At 51.1% G+C, this 26,177-nt stretch carries 22 protein-coding genes; 3 read left to right on the top strand and 19 right to left on the bottom strand.

Annotated features, from left to right (window positions below; all coding sequences use genetic code 11):
* The first annotated feature begins 103 nt into the window (after nucleotides 1-103).
* A complete protein-coding gene (gene purU, locus C7W93_RS10230) occupies nucleotides 104-973 on the top strand; it encodes a formyltetrahydrofolate deformylase (protein WP_108440591.1) in 870 nt (289 codons plus the stop codon).
* Nucleotides 974-1,108: 135 nt separating this feature from the next.
* Here the strand turns inward: purU and C7W93_RS10225 are convergent, their stop codons facing one another.
* The 5 genes from C7W93_RS10225 to C7W93_RS10205 form a co-directional block, all read right to left on the bottom strand.
* Nucleotides 1,109-1,480, bottom strand: a complete 372-nt coding sequence (locus tag C7W93_RS10225; protein ID WP_225869799.1) for a copper-binding protein — start codon at nucleotides 1,478-1,480, stop codon at nucleotides 1,109-1,111.
* 331 nt (nucleotides 1,481-1,811) lie between these two features.
* Nucleotides 1,812-2,267 carry a DUF411 domain-containing protein gene (locus C7W93_RS10220; RefSeq protein WP_108439909.1) on the bottom strand — a complete coding sequence of 152 codons (456 nt, stop codon included), beginning with the start codon at nucleotides 2,265-2,267 and terminating at the stop codon, nucleotides 1,812-1,814.
* Between the two features lie 47 nt (nucleotides 2,268-2,314).
* A complete protein-coding gene (locus C7W93_RS10215; RefSeq protein WP_225869798.1) occupies nucleotides 2,315-2,815 on the bottom strand; it encodes a plastocyanin/azurin family copper-binding protein in 501 nt (166 codons plus the stop codon).
* A 56-nt stretch (nucleotides 2,816-2,871) separates the two neighbouring features.
* Entirely contained in the window at nucleotides 2,872-3,261 is a 390-nt protein-coding gene (cueR, locus tag C7W93_RS10210; RefSeq protein ID WP_108440589.1) for a Cu(I)-responsive transcriptional regulator, read from the bottom strand.
* A 4-nt stretch (nucleotides 3,262-3,265) separates the two neighbouring features.
* Complete coding sequence (locus C7W93_RS10205; protein ID WP_108439907.1) at nucleotides 3,266-5,758, bottom strand: heavy metal translocating P-type ATPase; 2,493 nt, start codon at nucleotides 5,756-5,758, stop codon at nucleotides 3,266-3,268.
* 159 nt (nucleotides 5,759-5,917) lie between these two features.
* On the opposite strand from C7W93_RS10205, the gene C7W93_RS10200 reads away from it, so the two are divergent.
* A complete protein-coding gene (locus C7W93_RS10200; RefSeq protein WP_108439906.1) occupies nucleotides 5,918-6,130 on the top strand; it encodes a heavy-metal-associated domain-containing protein in 213 nt (70 codons plus the stop codon).
* A 124-nt stretch (nucleotides 6,131-6,254) separates the two neighbouring features.
* On the opposite strand, the gene C7W93_RS10195 is transcribed toward C7W93_RS10200, so the two are convergent.
* The 3 genes from C7W93_RS10195 to yjgA are packed head-to-tail and all read right to left on the bottom strand — an operon-like array spanning nucleotide 6,255 to nucleotide 8,188.
* Nucleotides 6,255-6,926: an alpha/beta hydrolase gene (locus C7W93_RS10195; RefSeq protein WP_108439905.1), complete on the bottom strand. Its 672-nt coding sequence runs from the start codon at nucleotides 6,924-6,926 to the stop codon at nucleotides 6,255-6,257.
* Nucleotides 6,927-6,951: 25 nt separating this feature from the next.
* Nucleotides 6,952-7,608, bottom strand: coding sequence for a molybdopterin adenylyltransferase (mog, locus tag C7W93_RS10190; protein WP_108439904.1), 657 nt, complete (start codon nucleotides 7,606-7,608; stop codon nucleotides 6,952-6,954).
* The gene (gene yjgA / locus C7W93_RS10185) at nucleotides 7,589-8,188 is read right to left on the bottom strand and encodes a ribosome biogenesis factor YjgA (protein ID WP_108439903.1); all 600 of its coding nucleotides are present in this window, start codon (nucleotides 8,186-8,188) and stop codon (nucleotides 7,589-7,591) included. Before yjgA ends, mog begins: the two co-directional genes overlap by 20 nt.
* Before the next feature lie 535 nt (nucleotides 8,189-8,723).
* Here yjgA and pmbA point away from each other — a divergent pair.
* Nucleotides 8,724-10,088: a metalloprotease PmbA gene (gene pmbA / locus C7W93_RS10175; protein WP_108439901.1), complete on the top strand. Its 1,365-nt coding sequence runs from the start codon at nucleotides 8,724-8,726 to the stop codon at nucleotides 10,086-10,088.
* Between the two features lie 214 nt (nucleotides 10,089-10,302).
* Here pmbA and C7W93_RS10170 read toward each other — a convergent pair whose 3' ends face one another.
* The 11 genes from C7W93_RS10170 to C7W93_RS10120 all read right to left on the bottom strand — a co-directional run bounded on the left by C7W93_RS10170 (nucleotide 10,303) and on the right by C7W93_RS10120 (nucleotide 26,173).
* Nucleotides 10,303-11,025 carry an ABC transporter ATP-binding protein gene (locus C7W93_RS10170; protein WP_108439900.1) on the bottom strand — a complete coding sequence of 241 codons (723 nt, stop codon included), beginning with the start codon at nucleotides 11,023-11,025 and terminating at the stop codon, nucleotides 10,303-10,305.
* Nucleotides 11,025-11,783, bottom strand: coding sequence for an ABC transporter ATP-binding protein (locus C7W93_RS10165; RefSeq protein WP_108439899.1), 759 nt, complete (start codon nucleotides 11,781-11,783; stop codon nucleotides 11,025-11,027). The genes C7W93_RS10170 and C7W93_RS10165 overlap by 1 nt, the downstream gene beginning before the upstream one ends.
* The gene (locus tag C7W93_RS10160; RefSeq protein ID WP_108439898.1) at nucleotides 11,783-12,670 is read right to left on the bottom strand and encodes a branched-chain amino acid ABC transporter permease; all 888 of its coding nucleotides are present in this window, start codon (nucleotides 12,668-12,670) and stop codon (nucleotides 11,783-11,785) included. Before C7W93_RS10160 ends, C7W93_RS10165 begins: the two co-directional genes overlap by 1 nt.
* 4 nt (nucleotides 12,671-12,674) lie before the next feature.
* Nucleotides 12,675-13,556 carry a branched-chain amino acid ABC transporter permease gene (locus C7W93_RS10155; RefSeq protein ID WP_108439897.1) on the bottom strand — a complete coding sequence of 294 codons (882 nt, stop codon included), beginning with the start codon at nucleotides 13,554-13,556 and terminating at the stop codon, nucleotides 12,675-12,677.
* A gap of 173 nt (nucleotides 13,557-13,729) precedes the next feature.
* Nucleotides 13,730-14,887, bottom strand: coding sequence for an ABC transporter substrate-binding protein (locus C7W93_RS10150; protein ID WP_108439896.1), 1,158 nt, complete (start codon nucleotides 14,885-14,887; stop codon nucleotides 13,730-13,732).
* 336 nt (nucleotides 14,888-15,223) lie between these two features.
* Complete coding sequence (locus C7W93_RS10145; protein WP_146177542.1) at nucleotides 15,224-17,887, bottom strand: carboxypeptidase-like regulatory domain-containing protein; 2,664 nt, start codon at nucleotides 17,885-17,887, stop codon at nucleotides 15,224-15,226.
* 372 nt (nucleotides 17,888-18,259) lie between these two features.
* On the bottom strand, nucleotides 18,260-19,654 hold the full coding sequence (gene argH, locus C7W93_RS10140) for an argininosuccinate lyase (RefSeq protein WP_108440588.1): 1,395 nt from the start codon (nucleotides 19,652-19,654) through the stop codon (nucleotides 18,260-18,262).
* A gap of 386 nt (nucleotides 19,655-20,040) precedes the next feature.
* Complete coding sequence (locus tag C7W93_RS10135; protein ID WP_108439894.1) at nucleotides 20,041-20,514, bottom strand: hemerythrin domain-containing protein; 474 nt, start codon at nucleotides 20,512-20,514, stop codon at nucleotides 20,041-20,043.
* A gap of 41 nt (nucleotides 20,515-20,555) precedes the next feature.
* Complete coding sequence (locus C7W93_RS10130; RefSeq protein ID WP_108439893.1) at nucleotides 20,556-22,970, bottom strand: catalase; 2,415 nt, start codon at nucleotides 22,968-22,970, stop codon at nucleotides 20,556-20,558.
* A gap of 396 nt (nucleotides 22,971-23,366) precedes the next feature.
* The gene (locus C7W93_RS10125) at nucleotides 23,367-24,704 is read right to left on the bottom strand and encodes a DUF1501 domain-containing protein (RefSeq protein ID WP_108439892.1); all 1,338 of its coding nucleotides are present in this window, start codon (nucleotides 24,702-24,704) and stop codon (nucleotides 23,367-23,369) included.
* A 17-nt stretch (nucleotides 24,705-24,721) separates the two neighbouring features.
* On the bottom strand, nucleotides 24,722-26,173 hold the full coding sequence (locus tag C7W93_RS10120; protein ID WP_225869796.1) for a DUF1800 domain-containing protein: 1,452 nt from the start codon (nucleotides 26,171-26,173) through the stop codon (nucleotides 24,722-24,724).
* Nucleotides 26,174-26,177: the final 4 nt, after the last annotated feature.

Raw genomic sequence — 26,177 nt, 5'->3', positions numbered from 1 at the left:
GGCCGGGTTTTGTTTGTCTGCTGAAGGCATGCGACAATGGCTGTTTTCGCCTAAAGCCAATGTCGGTTTGGTGCGGACCGATGCCCATCCCAACAAAAAAATCATGAGTCATCCAGAATATATTCTTACTTTGTCATGCCTCGATCAACGCGGTATTGTCCATCGCGTATCGGGTTTTCTAGCCGAATATGGCTGCAATATTATTGACTCGGCGCAGTTTGGCGATGCGCAGTCAAACCTGTTTTTTATGCGGGTACACTTTGCTGCCGAAAATCCCACTTTTCCCGATGACGTGTTGCGCGCTGCATTTACCGCGCTAGCAGGCACGATGCAAATGACCTGGCAACTGAATGACGCAGCCAAGAAACCGCGCATGTTGTTGATGGTTTCCAAGATCGGTCATTGCCTTAATGATTTGTTGTTCCGCTATAAGAGTGGTTTGTTGGCGGTCGATATTCCGGCGATTGTGTCGAATCACACCGATTTCTATCAGTTAGCGGCCAGCTACAACATTCCTTTTCATCATTTGCCGTTGGTGAATGGCGCATCGGCCGACGCCAAGCTGGCGCAAGAAGCACGTATTCTGGAGATCATCGAAGCAAATAACATCGATTTGGTCGTGCTGGCGCGTTATATGCAGATTTTGTCGCCAACGTTGTGCACGGCGCTAAAGGGACGGGCGATTAATATTCACCACTCATTTCTGCCTAGTTTTAAAGGTGCCAAGCCTTACTATCAGGCGCATGATCGCGGGGTGAAGTTAATCGGTGCGACGGCGCATTTTGTGACCGGGGATTTGGATGAAGGTCCGATTATTGAGCAGGATGTGGCGCGCGTCGATCATGCGATGGGGCCAGACTCTTTGACCGCAATCGGTCGTGATGTTGAGTCGGTTGTATTAGCGCGTGCGGTGAAATGGTTTGTAGAACATCGCATTTTGCTTAACGGTCATAAAACAGTGGTTTTCAAATAAGCGGCGCAGAAGGCGTGGTTTATTCCGGCGCTGCGATACGATGATTGATTCCCGATCAGATTCTCGGGAGACGACAGATAAAAAAATAGGAACACATTGTGTTCCTGTTTTTTTCTATTAGAGCATAACAATTCTTTACGAATTCATTTCCAAACTCATAATGGTCAGTGCGCCATTGCATTTGCTGATTGAAAATTTAACAGCATCGCCAGCCTTAAACTGATGAAGCATTTCGGTATCACTGACATTAAATGCCATCGTCATCGCAGGCATACCAAAATTGGGGATTTGATTATGTTTAATGGTAATGGCATTTACTAATGGATCGACTTTAACGATCTCGCCATCAACTAAAGGTAATTCATAGTTGTCATTTGGTTCAGTGAATTCTGTTTTGCTATCCGATGTATCTACTTTGGTGCTGGCCATGCTGCTTAATGGCACGCCTATGAGTAACGTCGTTACAATCACCATTAAATTGCTTAATAGATATAGGTGGCTCATCATTAAAGTTCCTTTCTATGAGAGGGCAATGCCGGTGTTGTCCGATGCAAGCATCCATTGCCATCTGTTGTATAAATTTATATGTTGCGACTTTCGTGATTTTCGGTAACGCTATAAATATTGTTAAGTTATCGATATTCGGTTACTCACGAGAAAAAATATACCGTTTTTACAGCTCGTTACGTAATATCGACAACATTAAACTATTCACAATTATTTCTGCGAGGGAAGAGTTTTAAATCAATGACAACTACTACTTATTAATGCCCACTTATTAAAACCCTATACTTAATGGCGCGTTATTAATAAATGCACACAGCGTATTTCTATTGAATCAACTACCTGCATAGTGATGATAGACCGTCTGCTTGCCATCAGTTTTTACCAGAATGACGTCATAGGCCATTTTGCGCGGCCCTTCCATCCCCGGCGAACCGGCAGGCATTCCCGGCACCGCTAATCCAATCGCCTGAGGACGTTCTTTTAATAACCGCTGGATATCTTGCGCAGGAACATGGCCTTCGATGGAATAGCCGCCCACAGTTGCGGTGTGGCACGATCCCAATGCATCTGGTATCTGGAATTTTTTACGATAGGTTGATGTATCGGCGACATTGGTGGCGTTGACGGAGAAACCGTTGTCCTGCAGATGTTTGATCCAGCCAGTACAGCAGCCGCAATTTGCATCTTTGAATACGTCAATGACAGGTTTTGCGGCAAATACCGGGGCGCTGATACCGACGGTTAGCAATAACATTGCAAGGGATGAGAGGGCATGGCGACGATGCATTGGATTTTCCTTGATTGAAATGAATGAATTGGTGCGCAATGCACTACTTATTTGCCAGTAGCGGCTTTATTTGACTTCACCACGCTGACGCTTCCTTTCATTCCAGCTTCAAAATGTCCCGGCTCAAGACAGGCAAAATCAACGGTCATCGCTTTGCTAAAACGCCACAGCAATTCGGCACTTTTGCCGGGTTCGACCGTGACTTGATTAGCATCTTGATGTTGCATTCCCGGCATTTGCCGCATAGCCTCAGCATGCTTCGCCAACTCTGCTGCGCTGCCAATCACCATTTCATGTTTCAGTTTGCCATTGTTGGCAACGATGAATTTGATCGTCTCGCCTTGCTTGACGGTGACGTTCGCAGGGCTAAAACGCATGTCGTCGCCCATCGCAATATTGATAGTGCGAGTGATCGCGCTAGCCTTGCCCGGTGCGCCTGCTGTTGCTGTGGCGTCCGCGTGCTGATGGGCGCCATCTGCATGCACGAGGCCGGTCATCGTCAGCGCGCTGAGTAGTAATGCGGGCAATATAAAGCGTGCAGTTTTCATGAGATTCCTGATGATTTAATAAGGGCTACAAAATTTTAGAGTGTGAACGGATGCGCTCAATGTTGCGCCAAGCCATCCAGAATTGGACATTCAGGTCGTGCATCGCCATGGCAACTATTCGCTAGCCGTTCAAGCGTTATCTTCATGGCCTGCAATTCATTGATCCTCTCATCGAGTTCACGTAAATGCTCCTGCGCCAGTAGCTTAACTTTGCTACTTGGACGGGATTGGTCCAGCCATAGACCGATGAGTGCGGTGATTTGTTTCATTGAAAATCCCAACACCCGGCTTTGTCGAATAAAGCGCAGCAAATGCACATCGCGTTCGCTGTAAGTGCGATAGCCTGCATCGGTGCGGCTGGCTGGTGGAATCAGGCCGATTTCTTCGTAATGCCGGATCATTTTGGCGGAGACGCCTGACGCTTGCGCAGCGCTCCCGATATTGATGCGCTCAGTGTGCATGTGGTGGCCTTTCTGATGCGTTGAGGGGCGGTGTTTGTTCAGGTTTCCAGCGGCGTAACAGCAGGGCATTGCTGACGACGCTGACGCTGCTAAATGCCATCGCCGCACCCGCCAGCACAGGGTTTAAAAATCCGAGTGCTGCCAGCGGAATACCGACCACATTATAGACAAATGCCCAGAACAGATTTTGTCGGATTTTATGATACGTCCGACGTGAAATAGTGATCGCATCTGCCACCAGGGCCGGATCGCCGCGCATCAGCGTGATTCCGGCTGTATGCATCGCGACATCAGTGCCGGTGGACATGGCGATCCCGACATCGGCTGCGGCCAGCGCGGGTGCGTCGTTGATCCCATCGCCGACCATCGCCACCGTAGCGCCATCTTTTTGCAGATCGTTGATTGTTTTGGCTTTGTCTGCGGGCAGAATTTCGGCATGTATTTCAGCGATGTTCAATTGTTTGCCAATGGCATTCGCGCTGCCCCAATTGTCGCCGCTTAACATGGCGACGCGGATAGATAGCTGTTGCAAGCGTTCAATTACCAACTTGGCGGAAGGTTTTACGCTATCCCCGAATGCCAGCAAGCCACGGATAACCGGCGTACCCGCCGCCTCAAGCGGTGCAGTTGCCAGCCACGAAATGGTGCGGCCATCGGCTTCCAGGGCAAGCGCCCGAGCCGCGAGAAGACCCAGATCAGCGCCAAGTTCGCGCATCCAGCGAGAGCTGCCGAGATAGCAAATTTGTTGCGCGACATTGGCTTGTATCCCGCGACCTGCCACGGTGTTTACTTCGGTCGCAAAGGGAAACTCGCATTTTTTCTCAGTGATCGCATTGATGATTGCCCTTGCTAATGGATGCTCACTATTGCGTTGAACGGCGGCGGCTAGCGCCAGCAATCCATCATCAGTGAGGCTGTTTTTATCGGCCTCAGCATTAGGATCATCAGCGCTAGCCTGACAAGCGACCAGCGTTGGCTGGCCAATAGTCAGTGTGCCGGTTTTATCGAACGCAATTACGTTAATGCGATGCGCCATTTCAAGCGCCTCCGCATCTTTTATCAGAATCCCATAGCGCGCTGCCACGCCGGTACCGACCATGATGGCGGTGGGCGTTGCCAATCCCAGTGCGCAGGGGCAGGCGATGACCAACACGGCGACAGCGTTCAGGATTGCCTGCTCCCAATTGCCGTTCGCCAGACCCCAGCCTAGCAAAGTCAATAAAGCGATCAGTAATACAACCGGCACAAAGACCGCGCTGACTTTATCGACCAAACGTTGGATGGGTGCCTTTGCTGCCTGTGCGTGTTCGACCATCCGGATGATGCGCGCCAACGTGGTTTCAGCGCCGGTGGCAGTCGTGTTGATCAACAACAGGCCTTCGCCATTGATGGCCCCTGCGCTGACGTGATCGTCCTGCTGTTTTGCTACGGGCAGACTTTCGCCGGTCAACATTGACTCATCAACGTGGCTGCGTCCTTCCAGCACTTTGCCATCGACCGCGATACGTTCACCTGCGCTGACGACGACGATGTCATGCATCCGCAGTGCGTCGATCCCGACTTGATGATCGATGCCGTCGCGTCGCACGGTCGCATGTTCCGGACGCAATGCGTTTAATGCATTAATCGCGTCTGCAGTCTGGCGTTTGGCCCGTGTTTCCAACCATTTTCCGAGCAGCACCAAGGTGATGACCGCTGCCGAGGCCTCAAAATAAAAGTGACCCATAGCATGGGCATTGGGTACAAATAATTGATATAGCGATAAGCCGAAGGCCGCGCTAGTCCCCAGTGCCACCAGCAAATCCATATTGCCGGTTCTGGCTTTCAATGCACGCCAGCCAGCGCGATAGAAGCGTCCGCCCAGCCAGAATTGCACAGGCGTTGCAAGCGCCAATTGCCACCAGCCGGACAACTGCCATTCGCTGCCAAACACCATTAGCAGCATCGGCAAGACTAACGGGATGGTGAGTAACGCAGCCACAGCGACTGGCCACCAACTAGGCCACCGTGGGCTAGGCGTTGCGTTGGCGTTCGACGCTTGGGCGGCTGGCAATGTCGCCGCATAACCGGCTGCAACAACGGCTGCTATGAGTTGTTCGGCTGGAATCGCGCCGACGGTCTCGATTGTTGCCAATTCGGTCGCCAGATTGACCGAAACGGCCTGTACGCCAGCAACTTTCAGAAGCGCTTTTTCCACTCTGCCGCTGCACGAGGCGCAACTCATCCCAGTGATGACTAGCGTGATTTCCCGATGCTTAACCTGATAGCCAGCTTTTTCTACCGCCGCCACTAAGGTGGCGACGGCGGTCGTTTGATCGGATGAAATAGTCGCTAATTCTGTCGCCAGATTGACGCTGACGTGTTTGACGCCAGCGACCTTAGCCAATGCTTTTTCCACATGGGTCACACACGAAGCGCAACTCATGCCCTCAATCGGCAGTTGGAATTCGCTGAGACTCGTAATGCTAATGGTGCTGCTCATAGTGAAAGTCCGCTGAAACACTGGGAATGACTAGATAATGCACCTTCCTATCATGGTAAGGTCAAGATAAATTTCTCAGCAAATTTTTATTGAGCAGGACTTGACCTTCCCATGGTGGGATGGGGCATAGTGCAAGGGTTCACACTAGAAAGGCTAAAGATGACTGAATTGAATGTACGCAAATTTAATGTGCAAGATATGACCTGTGGTCATTGCGTCGGACGTATCACCGAGGCGATCAATGCACTTGATCCGCAGGCCAAAGTAGAGACTAGCGTTCCCGACAGAAAGGTCTCGATTCAGAGTGGGATGGGAGTTGAAAAGCTGGTTGCGGCGATGCTGGATGCCGGTTATAGCCCTGTTCTAGCCTAGAAAAGTAGAAAGACTAACGAAAAATCGCACGCTGGTGACAGCGTGCGATTTTGTTTTTGGATAAGACTTACAACAATAAAACTTACGGTAATAAAGCCTACAACTAAGTTGACGGCAATAAATCTTAAGACAAGACCTTGCGCAGCCAATTACCGATATCCGCGACTTCTTCTGCGCAGACTGAATGCTGCATCCGATATTCATGCCATTCAACGTCGTAACCAAGCTGTTTCAATACTTCACGCGAGTGCTGTGCCCGACTCAGTACCACTACCGGGTCCGCGCTGCCGTGCGCCATAAAAATCGGCGTGTTTTGATTGGCGCTGGAACGTTCAGCTTCTGTCTTTTCGCTCAGCGGTAAATAACCCGACAAACACATCAAGCCGGCTAGTTTTTCCGGATAACGCAAACCGGTTTGCAGCGCCATGGCGCAACCTTGCGAGAATCCGGCGATGACGATTTTATTGGCGGGAACGCCACGCGCAATTTCTTGCGCAATTAACAGATCGATTTGCGCTTGTGACTTGCGCAGACCGGCTTCGTCCTCGCGTTTCACCAGATCAGGCGTAAAAATATCGTACCAGGCTGGCATCACATGGCCATTATTAATGGTCACCGGGATAGTCGGTGCATCTGGGAACACGAAGCGAATGCCGGGGCAGCCACTCAGGTCGAGTTCTTTAACGATCGGCACAAAATCTGAGCCGTCTGCGCCCAGACCATGCATCCAAATGACGCTGGCAGCAGGTGTGGCCGAAGTTGTAATTTCTTGCGTAGGTAACAGGGCAGTGGTCATAGTGCGGAAAGTGAAGTTGGAGTAATCAGGCGACAGGCGGACGAATGGCCGATTTTGGTCGAAATACCTTACAAACAGCGGCGTCGGTCTCGATATACGGACCGCCGATCAGATCGATACAGTAGGGGACGGCTGCGAAAATGCCGGAGACTATTTGCGCACCATCGGCGTCTTTTAGCCCTTCCAGCGTTTCTTTGATCGATTTCGGTTGTCCCGGCAGGTTCAGAATGAGCGCAGCGTGATTGTCGGTTTCGCGGATGACGGCGACCTGGCGCGACAGAATCGCGGTGGGGACAAATTGCAGGCTGATTTGCCGCATTTGTTCACCAAAACCTGGCATTTCCTTGGTTGCCACAGCCATCGTCGCTTCGGGCGTTACATCGCGCCGCGCCGGGCCAGTTCCGCCTGTGGTAAGCACCAGATCGCAATGATGTTGATCTACCAACGCAATCAGGGTTTGTTCGATAATGCTTTGCTCGTCTGCTATCAGGCGGGTTTCGATTTCCCACGGACTGGTCAGCGCAGCGCTAAACCAGCCTTGCAAAGCCGGAATTCCCTGATCCTGATACACGCCAGTGCTGGCCCGATCCGAGATTGATACCAGCCCTATTTTTAATGGGCGTGGAACGGCTGCAACCTCAGCATCAATCTGAGTGGCGGTATTAGAAGTCGTCACGCTCATCGTCTTCGTCGCTATCTTCATGATCGCCTTCATCGGCGCTCGGTTTTTGCAATTGCTTCAGCAGTTGGAAAATCTCCCGATAAGCTTTTGGTGGCTTGTTTTCCGCTTGTTCTTTGCGTGCATTCCGAATCAATGTGCGGGTATGTTGCACATCCAGATCAGGATGCAGCGCCAGCAAGCTGGTCAGCGCATTGTCGTCTTTCAGCAAGCGATCGCGATGACGTTCCAGCGCGTGCATGGCCGCGGTATCGGCTTTCGACAAACCTCTCCAGCTATCCAGAGTTTTCTGAATATCGGCAATTTCGTGCGGTTCCAGCGTGCGCATTTTTTTGCCGACATATTGGGTCTGGCGACGGCGGCCTTCATGATCTTTGATTTGCTGACATTCCAGGATGGCATCGCGCACATCTTCTGGCATCGGCACGCGCTTAACGCGGTCGCGCGATTCGGCGATCAATTCTTCTCCGAGCTTTTGCAGCGCAGTCATTTCACGCTTTAGCTGGGACTTGGACGGGCGGTCGTATTCTTGTTCGAACTCGGTGGACTGGAAGCCACAAGAGCCGCGATTTGGATTTGGCATGATGTAGGGGTGAAACCATTCTCTTTAAACGATTGCTATGATAACCGTTTTAGCCTCAGGCGTTGTCGCTCATTCGCCTGTTTTGTGGGCAGATACATACCACAAACATCGGCTAAGCCTTTGAATTGTCGGGAATTTCCTTGAATTTTAGCCTGCAGGCTAGCGCCAGGCTGCCGGGCTTATCGCTTATCCCGGTACATCGACAAGATTTAGTTCTTGTCTTTTTCGTTCTTGATAACGGTGCATTGCTGTCGTTATTGAAAATTAGTGACTAAATGTTGTAAATTGATAACAAAAGTATAAATGGTTATGTCGATTTCAATCGCCGTTTTATCGACGATGGATAGAAGTGACTGAAAATGCCAGCAAATAAGACGGTCCGCATCGTCTTTTGAATCGACTTTTTCACGCTGTAGATTAGTTATCGGAAAGAGTGAGTTAAACTTAGGCCTTGCGCAAAACTGCCCCCCGGCGGTATGCCTGCTAGCTGCATCGGCGTTCTCCAACCACCACCGTTCACTAAAGAAAATCGCACATGAGCGCATCCGTATTTATCCATACTCAGGACCAATTACAACAACTTGCGCAGGATGTTTTGCGTTATGCCCGCGAAAAAGGCGCTTCTAACGCCGCGGTCGATATCAGCGAAGGCAGCGGCTTGTCTGTCGGTGTACGCAAAGGCAGCATCGAAACTATCGAACAAAATAAAGACAAGGGCATGGGCGTTACCGTGTACTTGGGCGAGGAACGGCATACGCGACGCGGCAACGCCAGCACCTCTGATTTCTCGGCGCAGTCGCTGAAAGATACGGTCGATGCGGCATATAACATTGCGCGTTTTACGGCGGAAGATGATTGCGCCGGATTGCCGGATGAAGACATGCTGGAAATGAATCCGCTAGATCTGCAATTATGTACGCCATGGTTGATCTCAGCCGAGGAAGCAGTAGCGCTGGCGAAGCGTTGTGAAGCGGCAGCGTTTGCGGTCGACAAGCGCATTACTAACAGCGAGGGTGCTGGCGTCTATGTGCAGCAATCGCATTTTGTCAGCGCCAATTCGCGTGGTTTTATGGGTGGTTATCCGTTCTCGCGTCATACGTTATCGGTGTCGCCTATCGCTGGTAAAGGCGGAAAAATGCAGCGCGACAGCTGGTATTCATCGGTACGCGATGCTGCGAAATTAGCGAAGCCGGAAGCCATTGGTCGTTACGCTGCCGAGCGCGCATTGGCGCGTTTAAACGCACGCCAGCTGGATACGCGTAAATGCCCGGTGTTGTTTGAAGCGCCTTTGGCGACAGGTTTGCTGGGTGCTTTTGTGCAGGCCGTGTCGGGCGGAGCGCTGTATCGCAAGTCGACTTTCTTGCTAGATACGTTAGGTAAATCTGTATTTGCGCCGCACATTCAGATTGTCGAAGATCCGCATGTAGTTGGTGCGGTTGGCTCAGCGCCATTTGATGATGAAGGCGTCAAAACACAGCGGCGCGATGTCGTGAAGGATGGCGTTGTGCAGGGATATTTCTTGTCGACTTATTCTGCCCGCAAGTTAGGAATGACGACTACCGGCAATGCAGGTGGTGCGCATAATTTAAAGATTGTTTCTTCGTTGACGCAAGCGACCGATGACTTTAATGCGATGTTGAAAAAGCTGGATACAGGGCTATTAGTCACTGAATTGATGGGGCAAGGCGTCAATTACGTCACTGGCGATTATTCGCGCGGCGCTTCGGGATATTGGGTAGAGAAGGGCGTGATTCAGTATCCGGTGGAAGAAATTACGATTGCCGGGAATATGAAAGATATGTTGGCGCAGATTGTGGCAATTGGCGCGGACACGTTGACGCGAGGGACTGCGCAGACCGGGTCGATTTTGATTGAGAGTATGACTGTGGCGGGGAATTAACTAATTAATTAGTCTGTTGGTTTGTAGAAACTAAAATGCCGTTAGCGTCGAGAATGGAACGTCCATTTTCGACGCTAACGGCATTTAATCTTTCTTAGTCTAAAATCGCCTGAAGACGCGCAAGCGCATCATCTAAATGTATCTACATTGCAGAAACTATTTTTGGATTGTTAAGAGTTAATTGTAGATACAAAGTATCTACTTTTTTGGTTGATCAACCGCCTAAATAAGCTTCCAATACCTTTGGATTGTGCAGCAAATTAACCCCAGTATCAGCCAGTACAATTTTTCCCGTTTCCAGCACATATCCACGTTGCGCAATCCGCAATGCCTGCCGTACGTTCTGTTCAACTAGCAAGATCGTTAAGCCAGTGCGGTTGATTTCCTGGACTATGCGAAAAATTTCTTGAATCATCAATGGGGCGAGGCCCATCGAGGGTTCGTCCAGCAGCAGGACGCGTGGTTTTGCCATTAATGCGCGGCCGATGGCTAGCATTTGTTGCTCGCCGCCGGAGAGGTTTCCTGCCAAACCTTCTTTGCGCTGCCCTAATACTGGAAAGAGCGAATAGACCCATTCCAGATCCTTGGCGACTTGTGTTTTATCGTTGCGGGTGTACGCGCCTAACGCCAGGTTTTCTGCGATGGTCAGGGTGGTCAAAATAGCGCGGCCTTCAGCTACCTGAACTACGCCGCTCTGGACGATTTTGTGCGGCGATAATTTGGTCAGGTCGCGGTCGTCCAGCAATACTTTACCGCGAGTCGGTTTTAGCAAGCCGGAGATGGCTAGCAGTGCGGTACTTTTGCCAGCGCCATTGGCACCGACCAAGGCGGTAATTTCGCCTTCGTTGAGGCTCAGGGTGATGCCTTTGACGGCTTCGATATGTCCGTACGACACTGCCAGATCTTGCACGCTTAAGATGGGATTGCTGGGCTTCATTACGCTTCTTCCTTGCCTAGATACGCTTCGATCACTTCCTGATTATTTTTGATTTGATCCGGCGTGCCTTCGGCGATGATGCGGCCGAAGTTCAGTACCGCGATGCGGTCGCACAGGCCCATTACAAAACGCATATCGTGCTCGATCATGAAAATACTGAAGCCGCGTTCCTTGATGTTCAAAATTTCACGCATCAATTCAGTTTTCTCGGAAGGATTCATCCCGGCCACTGGCTCATCGAGCAATAATAATTTTGGTTTGGTGGCAAGTGCGCGGGCAAATTCCAACTTGCGTTGTTCGCCGTAGGACAAGCTATCTGCCAGAAATTGGGCTTTGTGATCCAGGCGGACCCATGAGAGTAATTCCAGTGCGCGTTCGCGTGCTTTTGCTTCTATATTACGATAGCTGGGCAGGTTCAGCAGCAGTCCGGCGAGGCTGTAGTTCATATGATCGTGCATACCGACCACGACGTTTTCCAACAGCGTCATTTCCTTGAATACCCGGATGTTCTGGAAAGTACGGGCGATTCCACGCTCGGTAATTTTATGCGGTGCGACTTTGCCGATATCCTGATCATTGAAGGCGATGCTGCCGCCAGAGGCGCGCAGCAAGCCGGTAATGAGATTAAATACCGTCGTTTTGCCAGCGCCGTTAGGGCCGATCAGGCCGAAAATCCCACCCTGTGGGACGTTTAGATTCACGTCTTGCAATACTTGCAGGCCGCCAAAGTTTTTGCTGAGATTGGTAAGTTTTAACATCAGCCCACCTTTCCTGTCTGCTGAGATTGTTTCTTTTTCCCGAATAATTGGCGTATCCGTCTTGGGTCCCAAATGCCCTTAGGCAAATAGAGAATCACCAGCACCAGAATGATCCCGTTAGCCGCTAACCGGAAGTCCTTAAAGTGACGCAGCACTTCGGGCAATAATGTCAACAAAGTCGCCCCGATAGTTGGTCCAATCAGATTGCTGGTGCCGCCGAAAACCGCCATGGTGAGGATGTCTACGGCATTTTCGAAAGCGTAATTTCCCGGTCCGATCGTAAAGGTGTAATGCGCGTTTAATGCACCCGCTACGCCAGCGATGGTTGCGCCGATGACGAACGCCAGCAATTTATAACCGGCGACATTCACACCCATCAGGCGTGCGGCGATTTCATCTTCTTTGATAGCCTCAAAGGCACGGCCGATTTTAGAGCGTCTGATGCGCGCTAAAACATATAGCGTGATCGCCAGCAGCAGTACGATATGCCACCATTCTGTAATTGGCGGAATACCATTGAGTCCCATCGGGCCGCCGGTAATGTCCATATTCAGCACGACGACACGGACCACCTCGCCAAAGCCCAGTGTGGCCATCGCCAGATAAACGCCCGACAAGCGCAGCGTTGGAATCCCGATAATCAGCGCAACCAGCGCTGGTAATGCACCGCCAACTGCCAGCGCCACCGGAAACGGTAAGCCGGTATTCATACTAATCAGGGCTGCGGCATAAGCGCCGATTCCCATGAACGCGGCATTCGCCAGCGACAGCAAGCCGCACGACAGCGTGACGTAAATCGATAGGGCCAGCATGGCGTTGACGCCGATACTGAAAACGACGGTGTTATAGGTTGCCCAAAATCCATCCCACCACTCCATGAATCCCATCTGATTACGCCTTTCTTTCCAGCACTTTGCCGAACATGCCTGACGGCTTGACTAGCAATATCAAAAATAGCAAACCGAATCCAACCGCATCGCGGAAATCACTCGAAATATAGGCCACCGTCAATACCTCGGCGAACCCTAAAAACAGACCGGCGATCATGGCGCCACGAATATCGCCCATGCCGCCTAAAATAATGACGGCGATACCTTTGTGCAGCATCGGTTGTCCCATAAACGGCGTAATCGCGTTGAATGACAGGCCGACCAGCACGCCCGCTGCGCCGCCCAGGGCTGCGGCGGCAAATGAGGTCAGATAAAACAAACCTTCAACATTAATGCCAAGCAGATATGCGGCTTTTGGCGATTCAGCAATTGCGCGTAATGCGCGTCCTAATTGCGTACGGCGCATGACCGCCAGCAATACCAGCATCAATACAAATGAAATCACGACGATGCCGATCTGGACCGCGGTGATATGGATGCTACCGAAGGTAAAACTATTTTCGGGAATGATCCCTTGTGGAAAACGTTTGTTTTCTGCGCCAAATAAACCTTGCGCCAGATTGGTCAAAATAATTGCTACGCCAATGGTGGCAATCATGGGGGCCAGATGCGGCGCGTTGCGCTTGCGCAGAGGTCGCAGGACCAGATAGTCGACCGCCAGACCGATCGCGCCCGAGGCCAGCATTGCCACCAGCATCGCCAGCCAAAGCGGCAGCGCTAACTGTTCGACCAGCATTAACGCGACATAGCTGCCGAGCATGAAAATCGCACCGTGCGATAAATTGATCACGCCCAATACGCCGAATACCAGCGTGAAACCTAACGCAAACAGGGCGTACACACTGCCTAGCGTGAGGGCGTTAATAAGTTGTTGTTCGAGCATAGGGAAAACTCTTTATGTGGAACCGACTGCAAAATGAGAATCAAAAGGTAAGCCGAAGCTAAAGCTAAAGCGAAAGGCACGCCGATGATTTATCGGTGTGCCTTTGGAGTTTAACGCTTCCTTGTTTTGCCGCACGTTCACGCAAAATTGCATCGAATGTGCAGCGGACTAATTTACTTCAGCAGAACGAATTTGCCGCCTTTAGCAATGTTCACAATCGCTTCTTGTTGCGCATCATAGCCGACTGGCTTGCCGCCAGCTTCCGGTGCTTTGCGGAAAGTGAAATCGCCGGTTGCACCTTCAATTTTGACTGCTGGCAATGCATCGCGCAAAGCGACGCGGTCAGCCGGTAACGCGCCAGTCAATTTGACCGTTTTAAGTGCGGCTGCGACGATGTACAACGCGTCGTAAGCTTGCGCGGCAAACTGATCTGGATCGCTACCAAACTTAGCTTTGTATGCGGCAATGAAAGCTTTGTTGGCAGGCGTCAGATTTTCCGCCGACCAAGGGCTGCCCATGATGGTGTCGTCACCGGCATTTTTAGCAATCTCAAACAGCTTTGGCGAATTCAAACCATTGCCGCCGATGAACGGTTGCTTCATGCCCAGTGTACGGGTTTGCAGAATGATATTCGCGGCTTCTTCTGTGAGGCAAGAGCAGACGATAGCATCCGGATTGGACGCTTTAATTTTGGTCAGCTGCGCCTTGAAATCCACGTCGCCTTTGGCATACGCTTCAGTGGTCGTTACAGGGATGTTCTGTTTAGCAAGCGTAGCTTTGAAAACGTCGTAACCGCTTTTGGTGAACGCATCGTCGTTACCATAAATAATGGCGACTTTCTTGATGCCGAAATGCTTCACCGCAGCGCGTGTCGTGACTGGTAAAACGTCCGCTTCCATGACCGAGTTACGGAAAGTGAAAGGGCCCATTGCAGTGATACCGTCAGCAGTATTACTCGTACCAAAAGCCACAACTTTCGCTGCATTGGCAATCGGATCAGCGGCAAAAGCAGAATTCGACAACGTTGGGCCGAATACCAGCAACGCTTTATCTTGGAAAATTAGTTTTTTGAAGACGTTAATCGCGTCTTCTTTTTTGCCTTGCTCGTCTTCAACCATCAGCACTAGCTTGTTACCGTTAACACCTCCCTTGGCGTTGACTTCTTCAGTTGCTAGCGTAAAACCGTTTTTGATGGCGACGCCATATTTGGCGGCTGGACCGGTAAGAGCGGCAGCCAAGCCAAGTTTGACGTCTGCGGCTAATGCAGATTGCGCTAATGTCGCGGCTAGTACCAGTGCCGTCATTGTTGTCAGCGTGGATGAAAATTTCATTCTGAGTTCTCCCTTATGATGCTAATTTTTAAACTTTTTTACGTATAAGTTCCATGGTTGCAATAAGATTTTTCCACGGTGGGAGGATTATAAAGGACTTTTCCTTAAGTTTATGAACAACAGTGGGCCGAGGGCGGCCATGCTGGGACGAAGGTTCAAAGGTAGCGGAGAGATACAAATGATAATAAGAATTAGCGTATTTTTTGCGTTTTACACATGACAACCAGACCTTTCAGGGAGTGGCCGAACTTTTATCTGGCCACGCCAGATAGCAGCAATCACCAACTTAGCTGGCCAGTTTTTTCAAAATCAATTGAAATAGCTATTTCAGCATGACTAACGGCAAAATGCGTCCGCTATCAGCGACATGTGCCAATGGCTGTAGTGCAGGTTTGCTTTACTTAGTGTCGTTGGTTTTTTCCAGGCAGGTACGCCGGGAATCGGCGTGCTGTCGCTAAACTGACCTTTGCTAATAAGATTATCCATCCAGGTCACACCGATATAGACGACACGCACATGGGGAGCATTGGCTTCGGTCGTTAACATGGCACGATTTCTAGCAATCCAGTTGCGGAGTTTTTCCAGGTTTAGCTTTGCTTCCAGATTGGTAGTGACTTCTTTTTTGGCGGCAATCGCGAGTTTCTTAATCGCTGCACCATCGCCTTGTCCATTTAACGCGCCGGTGTAGTTACCTGTCCCGTCGTCATAGCGTAAATCTATCTGCTGCCCGTCGCTGTGGCCGGTATGGCCGAGCGCTGAGTTATTTTTTCCATTTTGCGGGATATGCAGCCCTGAAATGTCATCGAAGTAAAACGGTTTGCTGAGTAGCCAATTGATAGTGCCTGCCATGGCCCAGGCATCTCCACCCAAGTCGCGCATACCATAGCGTCGTCTGGTTAAGTGGGGAGCGATGGTGGCGGCTAAATACAGTGGTTTGAAATTTTTAATACCAGAGGCTTTCATTGCCATAAAGTTGGATTCCCCGGCATTGTCGCCATTTTTTCCTTTGAGCATGAACTGAATTTGCACGGGGTTACAACCAGGAGGTAAGGAGGCGGTGGGGAGTTTTAAATCTGCAAAATTTATTTCTCCAGCTGTTGTAGTGCTGGCTTGATCGATCAGGTTGCCGGGAAGCGTGAATATATTGTCGTTGAGGACGATTTGCGCATGGACGGCCTCGATCACGGCATCCTCAGGTTCATACTTTATGTCAACAGGAAAACCCCACGCAGCATGGGATGCTGCCGTACCCGCATGTGGCAAACTAATGTACGAGCCACGCCGATTGGTCAGTTCATTTGTGCCAATTTTTCTGGGATGAAAAATTTTGTGTTTTTTTGCATTTTCGGTTTTTGCTGTGATCTCGGTGATGCGTATATCGCCGCAACCGTTTTTAAAACGCGCACTGACTCGGGTCGGCCTGATTTCACCGCCGATGTTGGTGGTAGTGAGTTTTCCCGTAATAGACAACGGGCCGTCACGGGTTTGCGGGCTAATATTGATACATTGACTGCGGGTTATTTCTGTTCTGCCAACATGCGTATTGTTGACGTTACCACTGGCGGACCAGTTTTCTGGCAAGCCATGTAATTCATACGCCCAATAATCATTGAATGGGCTTTGTCTACCGGTCCAGTAGAGTGCTTCATCACTTTGTACTGTGACATCTATCTGGACTGACGCCACACCTTGCGGTACCTGGTAGGCGATAGTGCAAATAGACGGAACGTTTTGTTTGCCGCCCACGGCCATGATGGTGCTGCCATCGGCTGCCCGTGTGCATTGCGGGGCGGCCTGTCTGGATGCGTTGCGTGCTCTGCGTTCTTGTTCATCACGTTCTTCCTGGATCACTTTGAGAATGCCACCGGTGTTGCCTCTGGTGCTACTTTCTATGGGTTTGCCTTTGTAAGTAACGGGGCCGGTGAGTGCTTGAGGGAGAACCAGATCAACGTGGATGTCGCCTGAGTCTTCTCCTATGATCAGCGAATAGTCAGGTTTTTGCTGGGTCGGGTGATTAAAATCGACGAGAGAAAGCGTGTATTCATCGGCAGGCAATAGCGGAAAGATGAATTCTCCGTTTACGTCCACAGTAGATAGTTGGCGAATGTCGCTTTCCAGGCCGCTAATGCTGACTTGCCGGTCGGACAGGTTGGTGAGAGTGTAGCCTGCTTCGTCTAGCAGACGACCGGTGACGTGGGCGCTGGCTTTTTGAAAAATAAAATTAAAGTGCCCGGCAAATTGACCCTTAGCATCGTCGCCATTTAAGGTGAGCGTTAATGGATCACCTGGAAGACGGTCGTAAAACTCCTTGAATTTTTCTGGTTTGGTGGTCAAGCGGTTACGTTTTGGGTCGTAATCAAAATACTCAAAGAAAAATTGATTGAACACCCGATCATTCAGGATTTGAATGTTCGTATCCTCTTTGCGCATTGATAACACTGGCGCATTATGTAGCGTGATGCTGATTTCAGTGACATCCGGGGTCCACAAATGCCCGGGACTTAAGCCCTCTAACGTGGCATACGCTTCAGGATAAAACACTTGCTGTTCGTCTGAATCCAGCTCTTCATCGGTGTAGCCGTTTTCTAGCCAAAATGCGCGTTCGTCATGCGGTACAGGTGCTTCGCCTTTCATGCTGGAGGGGACTTCTGTTAATCGTGCCGGACCGATATAACGCCGGGTTTCTATGCGTAATGGCAGGGTGTAATGATGCCCATTGCCGTTGAGAGAGAGTTCGGCCTCGCGACCGTTATCCGCTTCTTGCGCCAAGACGTAGACATCACCATTCTTGATAGTCGTTTGTAACGGTGGGCCAGAGAGTTGGTGTACCTCCAGAAGCCGGGCGATGTCATCAGGTATGTCAAACAGGGTGATGGTGTTAATTTCTCCTGTGGTGATGGTGCTTTCCCTGATTTGGGTGGCTTGTGCTGGCGAGGTGACGACCATCGTCAGCATGCAGAGAGAAAACAGCGCGTGCAGAAAATTTCTTGACGGCTTCAATGGATATTCCTTAAATTTATAGCTATAGAGCAATAATTGTAGGGATCATCCGGTGTAAAGAAAATTGGGGAAATCCTTAAATGATAAGGAGTGCGTCAACGGTTTTTAAGTCAACAACGGCTTTATTCATAGCGTAGAAATTGTCGAGCGCAATCAACCGCGCATCGTCGAAATGTTATGAGGATGGATTTGTTTTGAAAAATGCAGAGGCTTGCGGGGGAAGGGGCGGTAAGGATTGGTTTGAGGGATTGGTTTTAAAAACCGCCAGCGCTGTGGCGGTTTTCATTAGGATTGTTGGCAGACACAAAAATGCAAATGGCATGCGCTTACCTGCACAACAACCTTATTTAAAAAAAATGCTATTGCACATGTTTAACCCAATTGCTCCCGCAAATGGGCAATTGCCAATCGCACCTGTCGCGGCGCGGTGCCGCCGATATGATCGCGTGCCGCGACTGAGCCTTCCAGCGTCAACACCTCAAATACATCGGCCTCGATCAAACTGGAAAACGCTTGTAGTTGCTCTAATGACATGTCGCTTAAGTCGTAACCCTGATCGACGCAATGACGCACGGTCAACGCCACGGCTTCGTGCGCGTCACGGAACGGCAAGCCTTTTTTTACCAGATAATCGGCCAGATCGGTTGCCGTGGCATAGCCCTGCAACGCAGCAGCGCGCATCGCTTCTGGCTTAACGGTGATGCCGCCTGCCATGTCAGCGAAGATGCGCAGCGTGTCGGTCAGTGTATCGACGGTGTCGAACAACGGTTCTTTGTCTTCCTGATTGTCTTTGTTGTAGGCCAATGGCTGGCCTTTCATCAAGGTCAGCAGGGCGATCAAATGGCCGTTGACGCGGCCGGTTTTGCCGCGTGCCAGCTCTGGCACGTCAGGGTTTTTCTTTTGCGGCATGATCGACGAGCCGGTGCAGAAGCGGTCGGCGATATCGATAAAGCCGACACGTGGGCTCATCCAGATGACCAATTCTTCCGACATGCGCGAGATATGCGTCATCACCAGCGCAGCAGCGGCGCAGAATTCAATGGCGAAATCGCGATCCGAGACCGCATCCAGTGAATTACGGCAAACGTCATCAAAGCCTAACGTCGTGGCGACGCGTTGACGATCAATCGGGAATGTCGTGCCAGCCAGAGCGGCAGCGCCCAGCGGCAAGCGGTTCACGCGTTTGCGGCAATCCTGCATGCGTTCGGTGTCGCGTCCAAACATTTCGACATACGCCAGCACGTGGTGACCGAAAGTGATCGGCTGCGCTACTTGCATGTGGGTGAAGCCGGGCAAAATGGTGTCGGCGTGTTGCTCTGCCAGTGTCAGCAACGCTAAGCGCAGGTCGCGCAGCAGGCCGCAAATGTCATCAATCGCGCCGCGCAAATACAGGCGGATGTCGGTGGCAACCTGATCGTTGCGTGAGCGGCCGGTGTGCAAGCGCTTACCGGCGTCACCGACCAACTCGGTCAGACGCTTTTCGATATTCAGATGCACGTCTTCCAGATCCAGCAACCATTCAAATTTGCCAGCAGTGATTTCTTCTTGAATTTGCGTCATGCCTTTTTGAATCGCGGCATGATCGTCGGCGCTGATAATGTTTTGGTGCGCCAGCATCTCTGCATGGGCGAGCGAGCCTTGAATATCGACTTCTGCCAGACGTTTATCGAAAAATACCGAGGCGGTATAACGTTTAACCAGGTCGGAAACCGGTTCCGAAAAGCGGGCTGACCACGCTTCGGCCTTCTTAGAAAATTGTTCTGTCATGGTAATAAGCTCGGTGATGGGAGTAACAATGCGGGCAATAACGGGGAAACAAAAAAAGCACAAAACAGGTGTAACACTGTCTTTACGCATTAATTCCCGTTGAATTAACGCTAGATTATAAAACAAGCCTGCGTTTTGCCCTTGATTGGCTTGCATCGATCTTGCATTTTTGTAGTGACTTTTAACTGCGATGGGGTTTTTGTTGTTAATTTAGCTTTATTTGGGGAAGTAGGAATGCTGTCTAAAGCAAGCTGGGCAACACGATTAGTTGCGGGAGGAGATCAAACGAACTTGCTTAAAGTAAATTTGGACAAGGTTGGTTACTTTCTCATAGAAACATAGAAAATAACCAACCTCGTTGTAAATTGCGCTCTGTATTAACTTTGTCATAAGTTTTCTGTGCTTAGCGTACGTTTTCGTTCCACCATTTCGTCACGCAGCGCAATCAAATCCAAGCCCGAACTGCGGACTTTAGGAAACATTTCCTGTTCCTCCTCTTTAACATGCTGTGCAATTTCTTCCGATAATTTCATCACAGTCTCGTTTAGATTTTCATCATCGGGGGCCATCGCTTTAAGTTGCGCAATCAATTCTTTCGCACCGGCATGTTCTGCCAGCGCTTCCTTGATCATCGCAGGACCGTCCTCCGCCTGACGTTTGACGGCGGGATAGAAAATGTCTTCTTCGATCATCGTGTGGATGGTTAATTCGGTACAGATTGCATCCGCCAGTTTCTTCTTGCCGATACGGGCGCGATTTCCCATGGCTTCGAATTCTTTAAATTTTGCCTTAACGCTGTCGTGATCGTGGATCAGCAGCGTAGTGGCATCCTTGAATCGCGATGAAACTTTGGTATCCATGTTGACTCCTCCTCAGTTGAACGAAAAGTACGGCCAAAAAATCATTCGGGCATTGGCTGCGGATCGGTTTCACGCATCAGCATGCGATGTCCTGCCAGCGCTGATTTGAATGCCGCCAATGCACGCTCCAAGGTTTTATTCTCAGTATCAATCACGCCGGGATCGGCTTGTTCTGGTGCAATCGTAATGCCCGCTTTTTCAAGCAACGCTGCGCCGCTTTCAAACATCAGCATTGGCTTGCAATGCCGGTATTGATCTCGCAAGAAATCCAGCGCCTGATTGTTGCGCAACCATCCAGTTGTCGTCGCGGAACAGTCCGGCACGACTACCGCGTCATACAGCGCTGACGGTGCGGCTTCCAGCGATATTTCCACATCGAGTGAACCGCCATCGCTAGTGGCGACCTTGCCGAGCTGTGCGCCCACTAAGCGTGGCACCGCGCCGTCGGTCAGTAATGAAGCGTAGATCGCTTGCACCGTTGCGCCATCAACGCCAGAGGCAACCAACACCGCGACACGACGCGTGCGGATGCCGGTTTCGCCCGGACGAAACATTATTGAAAGCGTGGGTGAGGGCGCATATTCTGGCATGAGCAAATCAGATGCCAGCGGCATTGCCGGAGGAATTTCCAGCCCCAATCCCTGCGCCACATCCGCAGCAAGCAACGGGTCGACATTGACCAGCATGGATAGCACTCGAATACGCACAGCGGGGGTTTGCACGCGGGTCAGCTCAAAGCGAAATGCCGAGGCGATATGGCCTTGCTCGGCAGGGCTTTGGCTGTTCCAAAACAAGCGTGCTTGCGAGTAATGATCGGCGAATAGTTCCGGTTTTCCGCGCACCATATCGGCCGCAATTTGCTGTGGGAAACTGGTGTAGCCCTGTGTGCCAGCCTGAAATGGACAACCACCTCCTAGCGAGTTTGGTTCGTAGCTGGCGCGGCCACGGTGAATAGCCTGCCGATGCATGCCATCGCGCTGATTGTTGTAGACCCCAGCGACGGGAGAGTTGATCGGGATTTCATGGAAATTTGGACCGCCTAAACGGCTGATCTGGGTATCGAGATAAGAGTGAATGCGACCTTGCAGCAGTGGGTCATTAGTGAAGTCGATACCGGGTATGACGTGGGCTGTGCAGAAGGCGACTTGCTCGGTTTCTGCGAAGAAATTATCAGGATTACGATTCAGCGTCATTTTACCGACAGGGATGACTTCTACCATTTCTTCAGGAACAAGTTTAGTCGGGTCCAGCACGTCGAAGCCAAATTTGTCGGCGTCTGCTTCACTGAAAACTTGCAGGCCGAGTTCCCATTCGGGGTATGCGCCAGCCTCAATTGCTTCCCATAAATCGCGCCGATGGAAATCGCAGTCGGCGCCTGCGATCTTTACCGCCTCATCCCAGATTAGAGAGTGCGTTCCGGCGACGGGATGCCAGTGGAATTTGCAGAACATCGACTCGCCCTCGGTATTGACCAGCCGGAACGTATGCACGCCAAAACCTTGCATCATCCGCAGACTACGTGGGATCGCCCGATCGGACATTAGCCACATCAGCATATGTGTTGATTCGGGGGTTAACGAGACAAAATCCCAAAAGGTATCGTGTGCGCTGGAGGCTTGGGGAATGGCGTTATGGGCTTCCGGTTTGACGGCATGAATCAAGTCAGGAAATTTCATTGCATCCTGAATGAAAAAGACCGGCATGTTATTCCCGACCAGATCCCAGTTGCCTTCGTCAGTATAAAACTTGACCGCAAAACCGCGTACGTCGCGCACGGTGTCGGCTGATCCACGTTCGCCTGCGACGGTGGAAAAGCGTACGAAAACGGGCGTGCGTTTGCCAGCTTGGGCGAACGGCGCGGCGCGGGTCAGTTCACTTAAATCTTTGTAGGATTCGAAATAGCCGTGGGCTGCGGAACCTCTTGCATGGACGACGCGTTCGGGAATGCGTTCATGATCGAAGTGGGAAATTTTTTCGCGCAGGATGAAGTCTTCCATTGCGGTTGGGCCGCGCAGTCCGACCTTTAGCGAACTTTGGTTGTCGGCGACTTGGACGCCTTGGTTGGTGGTGAGGGTTTGGTCGCTGGCGTCTACGCGCACGCGGTCGAGTGGGCCGACGGTAGGGTTTCCGCCGATGATTGGTTGGCCGTCGCCTACTTTGGGTGATGCGTTGGTTTCGGTTGCGGTGCTGGCTGTGGCTAATTCGGTGGCGGGTTTGCCAGTTGCGCCGGGTTCGGGGGTGGGACTGGTGTCGCCGTATTCGCTGGCTTTGGTGGGGTTGTGAGGCATTTGGGCGGAGAGGGCCTGGCCGCCGACTACTTTTTCTAACAGTTGCGTGGGGGCAATTTCTTTAGTTCCCATGCTGTCTGGGGGCGCTGCATTGGAGGGCCCTGAGACTGTGCTTAAAACAGATCCTGCACCATCAATCGCGGATGGGGTTTTTTTGCGTGTTGCCATGGGGAGACCTCGCATTGTTATGTTTGGGAATGAGGGGAGTGCAAGTGATGCTGGCATTGCGGATGCAGCCGACCGACGTTGTTGTTGCCGTCGGTGCGTTCAGTTCGCTTATTTGAGATGTTGAACGCTGATCGGTCAAAGCAGCTTAGACGTTTTGAGGGAAATGGATATCAGAAGAAACCTGATTTCTATGTAGGAAAGGGAGGGGGATTTCTTTTGGGGAAGGTTTAACTTCTGTAGGTAATTGCAACGGTTTGTGCTCCGTTGAGGCAAGCCGGGAGCGGGCCCGGCTTGCCTCAACGGAGAAAATCCGACAGGCTCATACGGTTTAAATAACGACAGCCTAAACCAATTTCAAAACCAGCCGGCATCTAGTAAAAAAACCTACAAAAAATCCTAAATTAAAAAATTCAACTTTTGATTACCACTCCCCGCAAATTGCGGAAACACTTTCTGCAACGCAGCATCCCCAACCCGCATATGTTTCTCGGCCAGCGTCGCTAACACCGTCCGAAAATCCGTAGTCACAGCAAGGTCACGACCTTCATTAAGCGACTTATCATCTATCCCCGGCCAATGCCCATAAATAGCCCCTCCCCGAACATTACCTCCCAGCAGCCACATAGCATTGCCATGCCCATGGTCAGTCCCCCCATTACCATTTTCCCGAAAAGTCCTCCCAAACTCCGACATCACAACAATCACCGTATCGTTAAACGCCGGACCAAGTTCTCGTGCCAACGCCGTCAACCCATCCGCCAGCGGCCGCAACCGATTAGCTAACTGGCCCGCACCATTCCCCTGATTGGCATGCGTATCCCACCCACCCACAGCGACAAACCCCAACCGAATCGCCGGATTGCTCCGCATCAATTGCCCCAACCGAGTAGTATCAATCGATAACCCATTTGGCAGCGCCGCGCCATTATTCGCCGCCCGTTGCTCCGTGCTAGTCAGATCCATCAACATCTCTTTGCGCGCCGCCATGCCATCCCGAAAAGCTTTCCCCAAAGTCGGATCCTGCTGATACAACGCATTAAAAGCCACATTAATATCCGGCCGATCAATCTGCGTCGGCCGCGTCGCATTGCGTCCGGTAGACATATTCGCGACCACCGCTTTGCCAGTCAGAATCCGCGGCACCGATTCGCCCAGCGTCAACGCCTGCATAGGCGCTTCACTCGCTGGCATCGTCGTCAGCAAACGATTCATCCACCCATCGGCAGTGTTGTGCTGGCCGGGCGTGCCCGTTTCCATATAATCTTGCGCCTCGAAATGCGAGCGCGACATATCCGGTGAGCCAGACGCATGAATAAAAGCCAACTGACCATTATCCCAATAGGCTTTCAGCGGCTGTAAGGCTGGATGCAGACCGAAATAACCGGTCAGGTCAATCGCCCCATTGTTCGCCCCCGGACGTGCCACGGCAATCGTCGGACGCGCTTGATAATAATGATGATCGCCATGCGGAACGACGACATTTAAACCATCCACCGCACCGCGCAGAAACACTACAATCATGCGCGGCGTGCCATCACCCGCCAGACGCGCACGTTTTAACGGTGTGCCATAAGCGAGCGGTGCATCGGCATTTCCGCCCATCGGTCGCGTGGCTGCGTTAGGCTTGGTAGTCGGGGCGACCACACAGCCAGACAATCCCACCGGAATCAGAATCGCACCGCTTCCAATGAGCCCAAGATTGCGCATATTGCGGATAAAATCGCGGCGCTTCATGATATTGCTTTCATGGCTTACCTTTTCATAAAATCAGGACCACCCAAAATCATGCTGGCTTGCAAATTGGGCGGTGCTTTTGCGATGGTGTCGGTACTGGTTGGGTTTAGCATCGGCGACAGTGTTTTAATCAACTGCTGTGGATCTAACGCGGCGAAAGTTGCGGGCGGGGCGGCCATACTAATCGGCGATTTACCATTGCTCAAGCTGCTGGAAAAATTAATCCGGCGTAGTAGCCCATCTGGATTCAGCCATGCTTCTTCTGAGAATTTATACCCTTCAGGCGTCAGCCAGCCATATAAAGGCTGGCCGAGCTGATTCAACGCGTTATCGACTGATTTGACATTCACGACCGGGATTGCGCTGGCACGCAAGGCCGAAACTACAAACTGATATGGCGTTTTAAATTGGGTTTGATAATTAGCGCGAGACCAGAATTGCTGACTATCGAATAAAGTACGCAGTACCGCTTTGATATCGCCATTGCTGCTTAAAAAACGTTGCGCCATTTTTTCGACCAGCACCGGATCGGGTTTGTCGCTGACAAAATACTGTACTAATTTTGTGGAGACAAAACGCGCTGTAGCCGGTTGCCGGGCGACGATGTCGAGTGCTTGTTCACCTTCTTGTTCGCCAGCAGGACCAGCAAGACCTTTGATCGTCTGGCCGAGGAAAACTTTGTCGCCAGTATCATGACGACGTGGATTAAAAATGAAGGTTGGTTGCTCGCCACCGCCACCGCCACCGTTTTTCATGTCTTTTACATTGATGGTCCAGCCACTTAATATGCGCGCCAGTGCGATGACATCCGCTTGGGTATAACCGCCATTCACGCCGAGCGTATGGAGCTCAAGCAGTTCACGGCCATAATTTTCGTTTAAGCCTTTGAAGCGACCTTTGGCTTCTTGCGTGTTGACGCCGCTGCTTAGCCAGTTATCGAGGTAATACAGCATCGCGGGATGATGCGCGACCGAACCCAAAAGCTGGCGGAAATTACCGAGCGCGTTGGGGCGCAGAACATTTTTTTCATATTCACCGTTCCAATATCTGACCCATTCTTTTCCTTCAAAAACGTTGAAGTGATTGAACCAGAATTCGGTCATGACTTCCTGCAATTGACGTGGACTTTCGGTCGCTTGCCAGAGCCGGGCTTCATGCGTTTGCAGCGTGATTTCGTTGTTGGCACGCTGGCGGGCGAGATTTTTTTCTTCCGGTGTTGCAGTGTTGGGCGGGAAAGAGGGTGGGCCATATTGTTGATACAACTGCGTTGTCGAGAGTTGATAGCTAGGCAAATCGGCAAGCTGGACGACTAACGATGGCGGCAGCGGAATGCTATCGGGATTCAGCTGTTGATCGATATAGTGTTTGACGCCAATTTGTTGGACCGCCTCGATATCGCCCGGACGTGGGCCATAGGCAAGTCGGTTCAGCACATGCAGCGCTTTTTCATTGTCCGATAATGGCTGCATAGTT

This window comes from Glaciimonas sp. PCH181 (genome assembly GCF_003056055.1).
Classification (GTDB): Bacteria; Pseudomonadota; Gammaproteobacteria; order Burkholderiales; family Burkholderiaceae_D; genus Glaciimonas.
The sequence above is the reverse complement of the archived record's forward strand: the minus strand, read 5'-3'. Positions and strand labels throughout refer to the sequence as shown.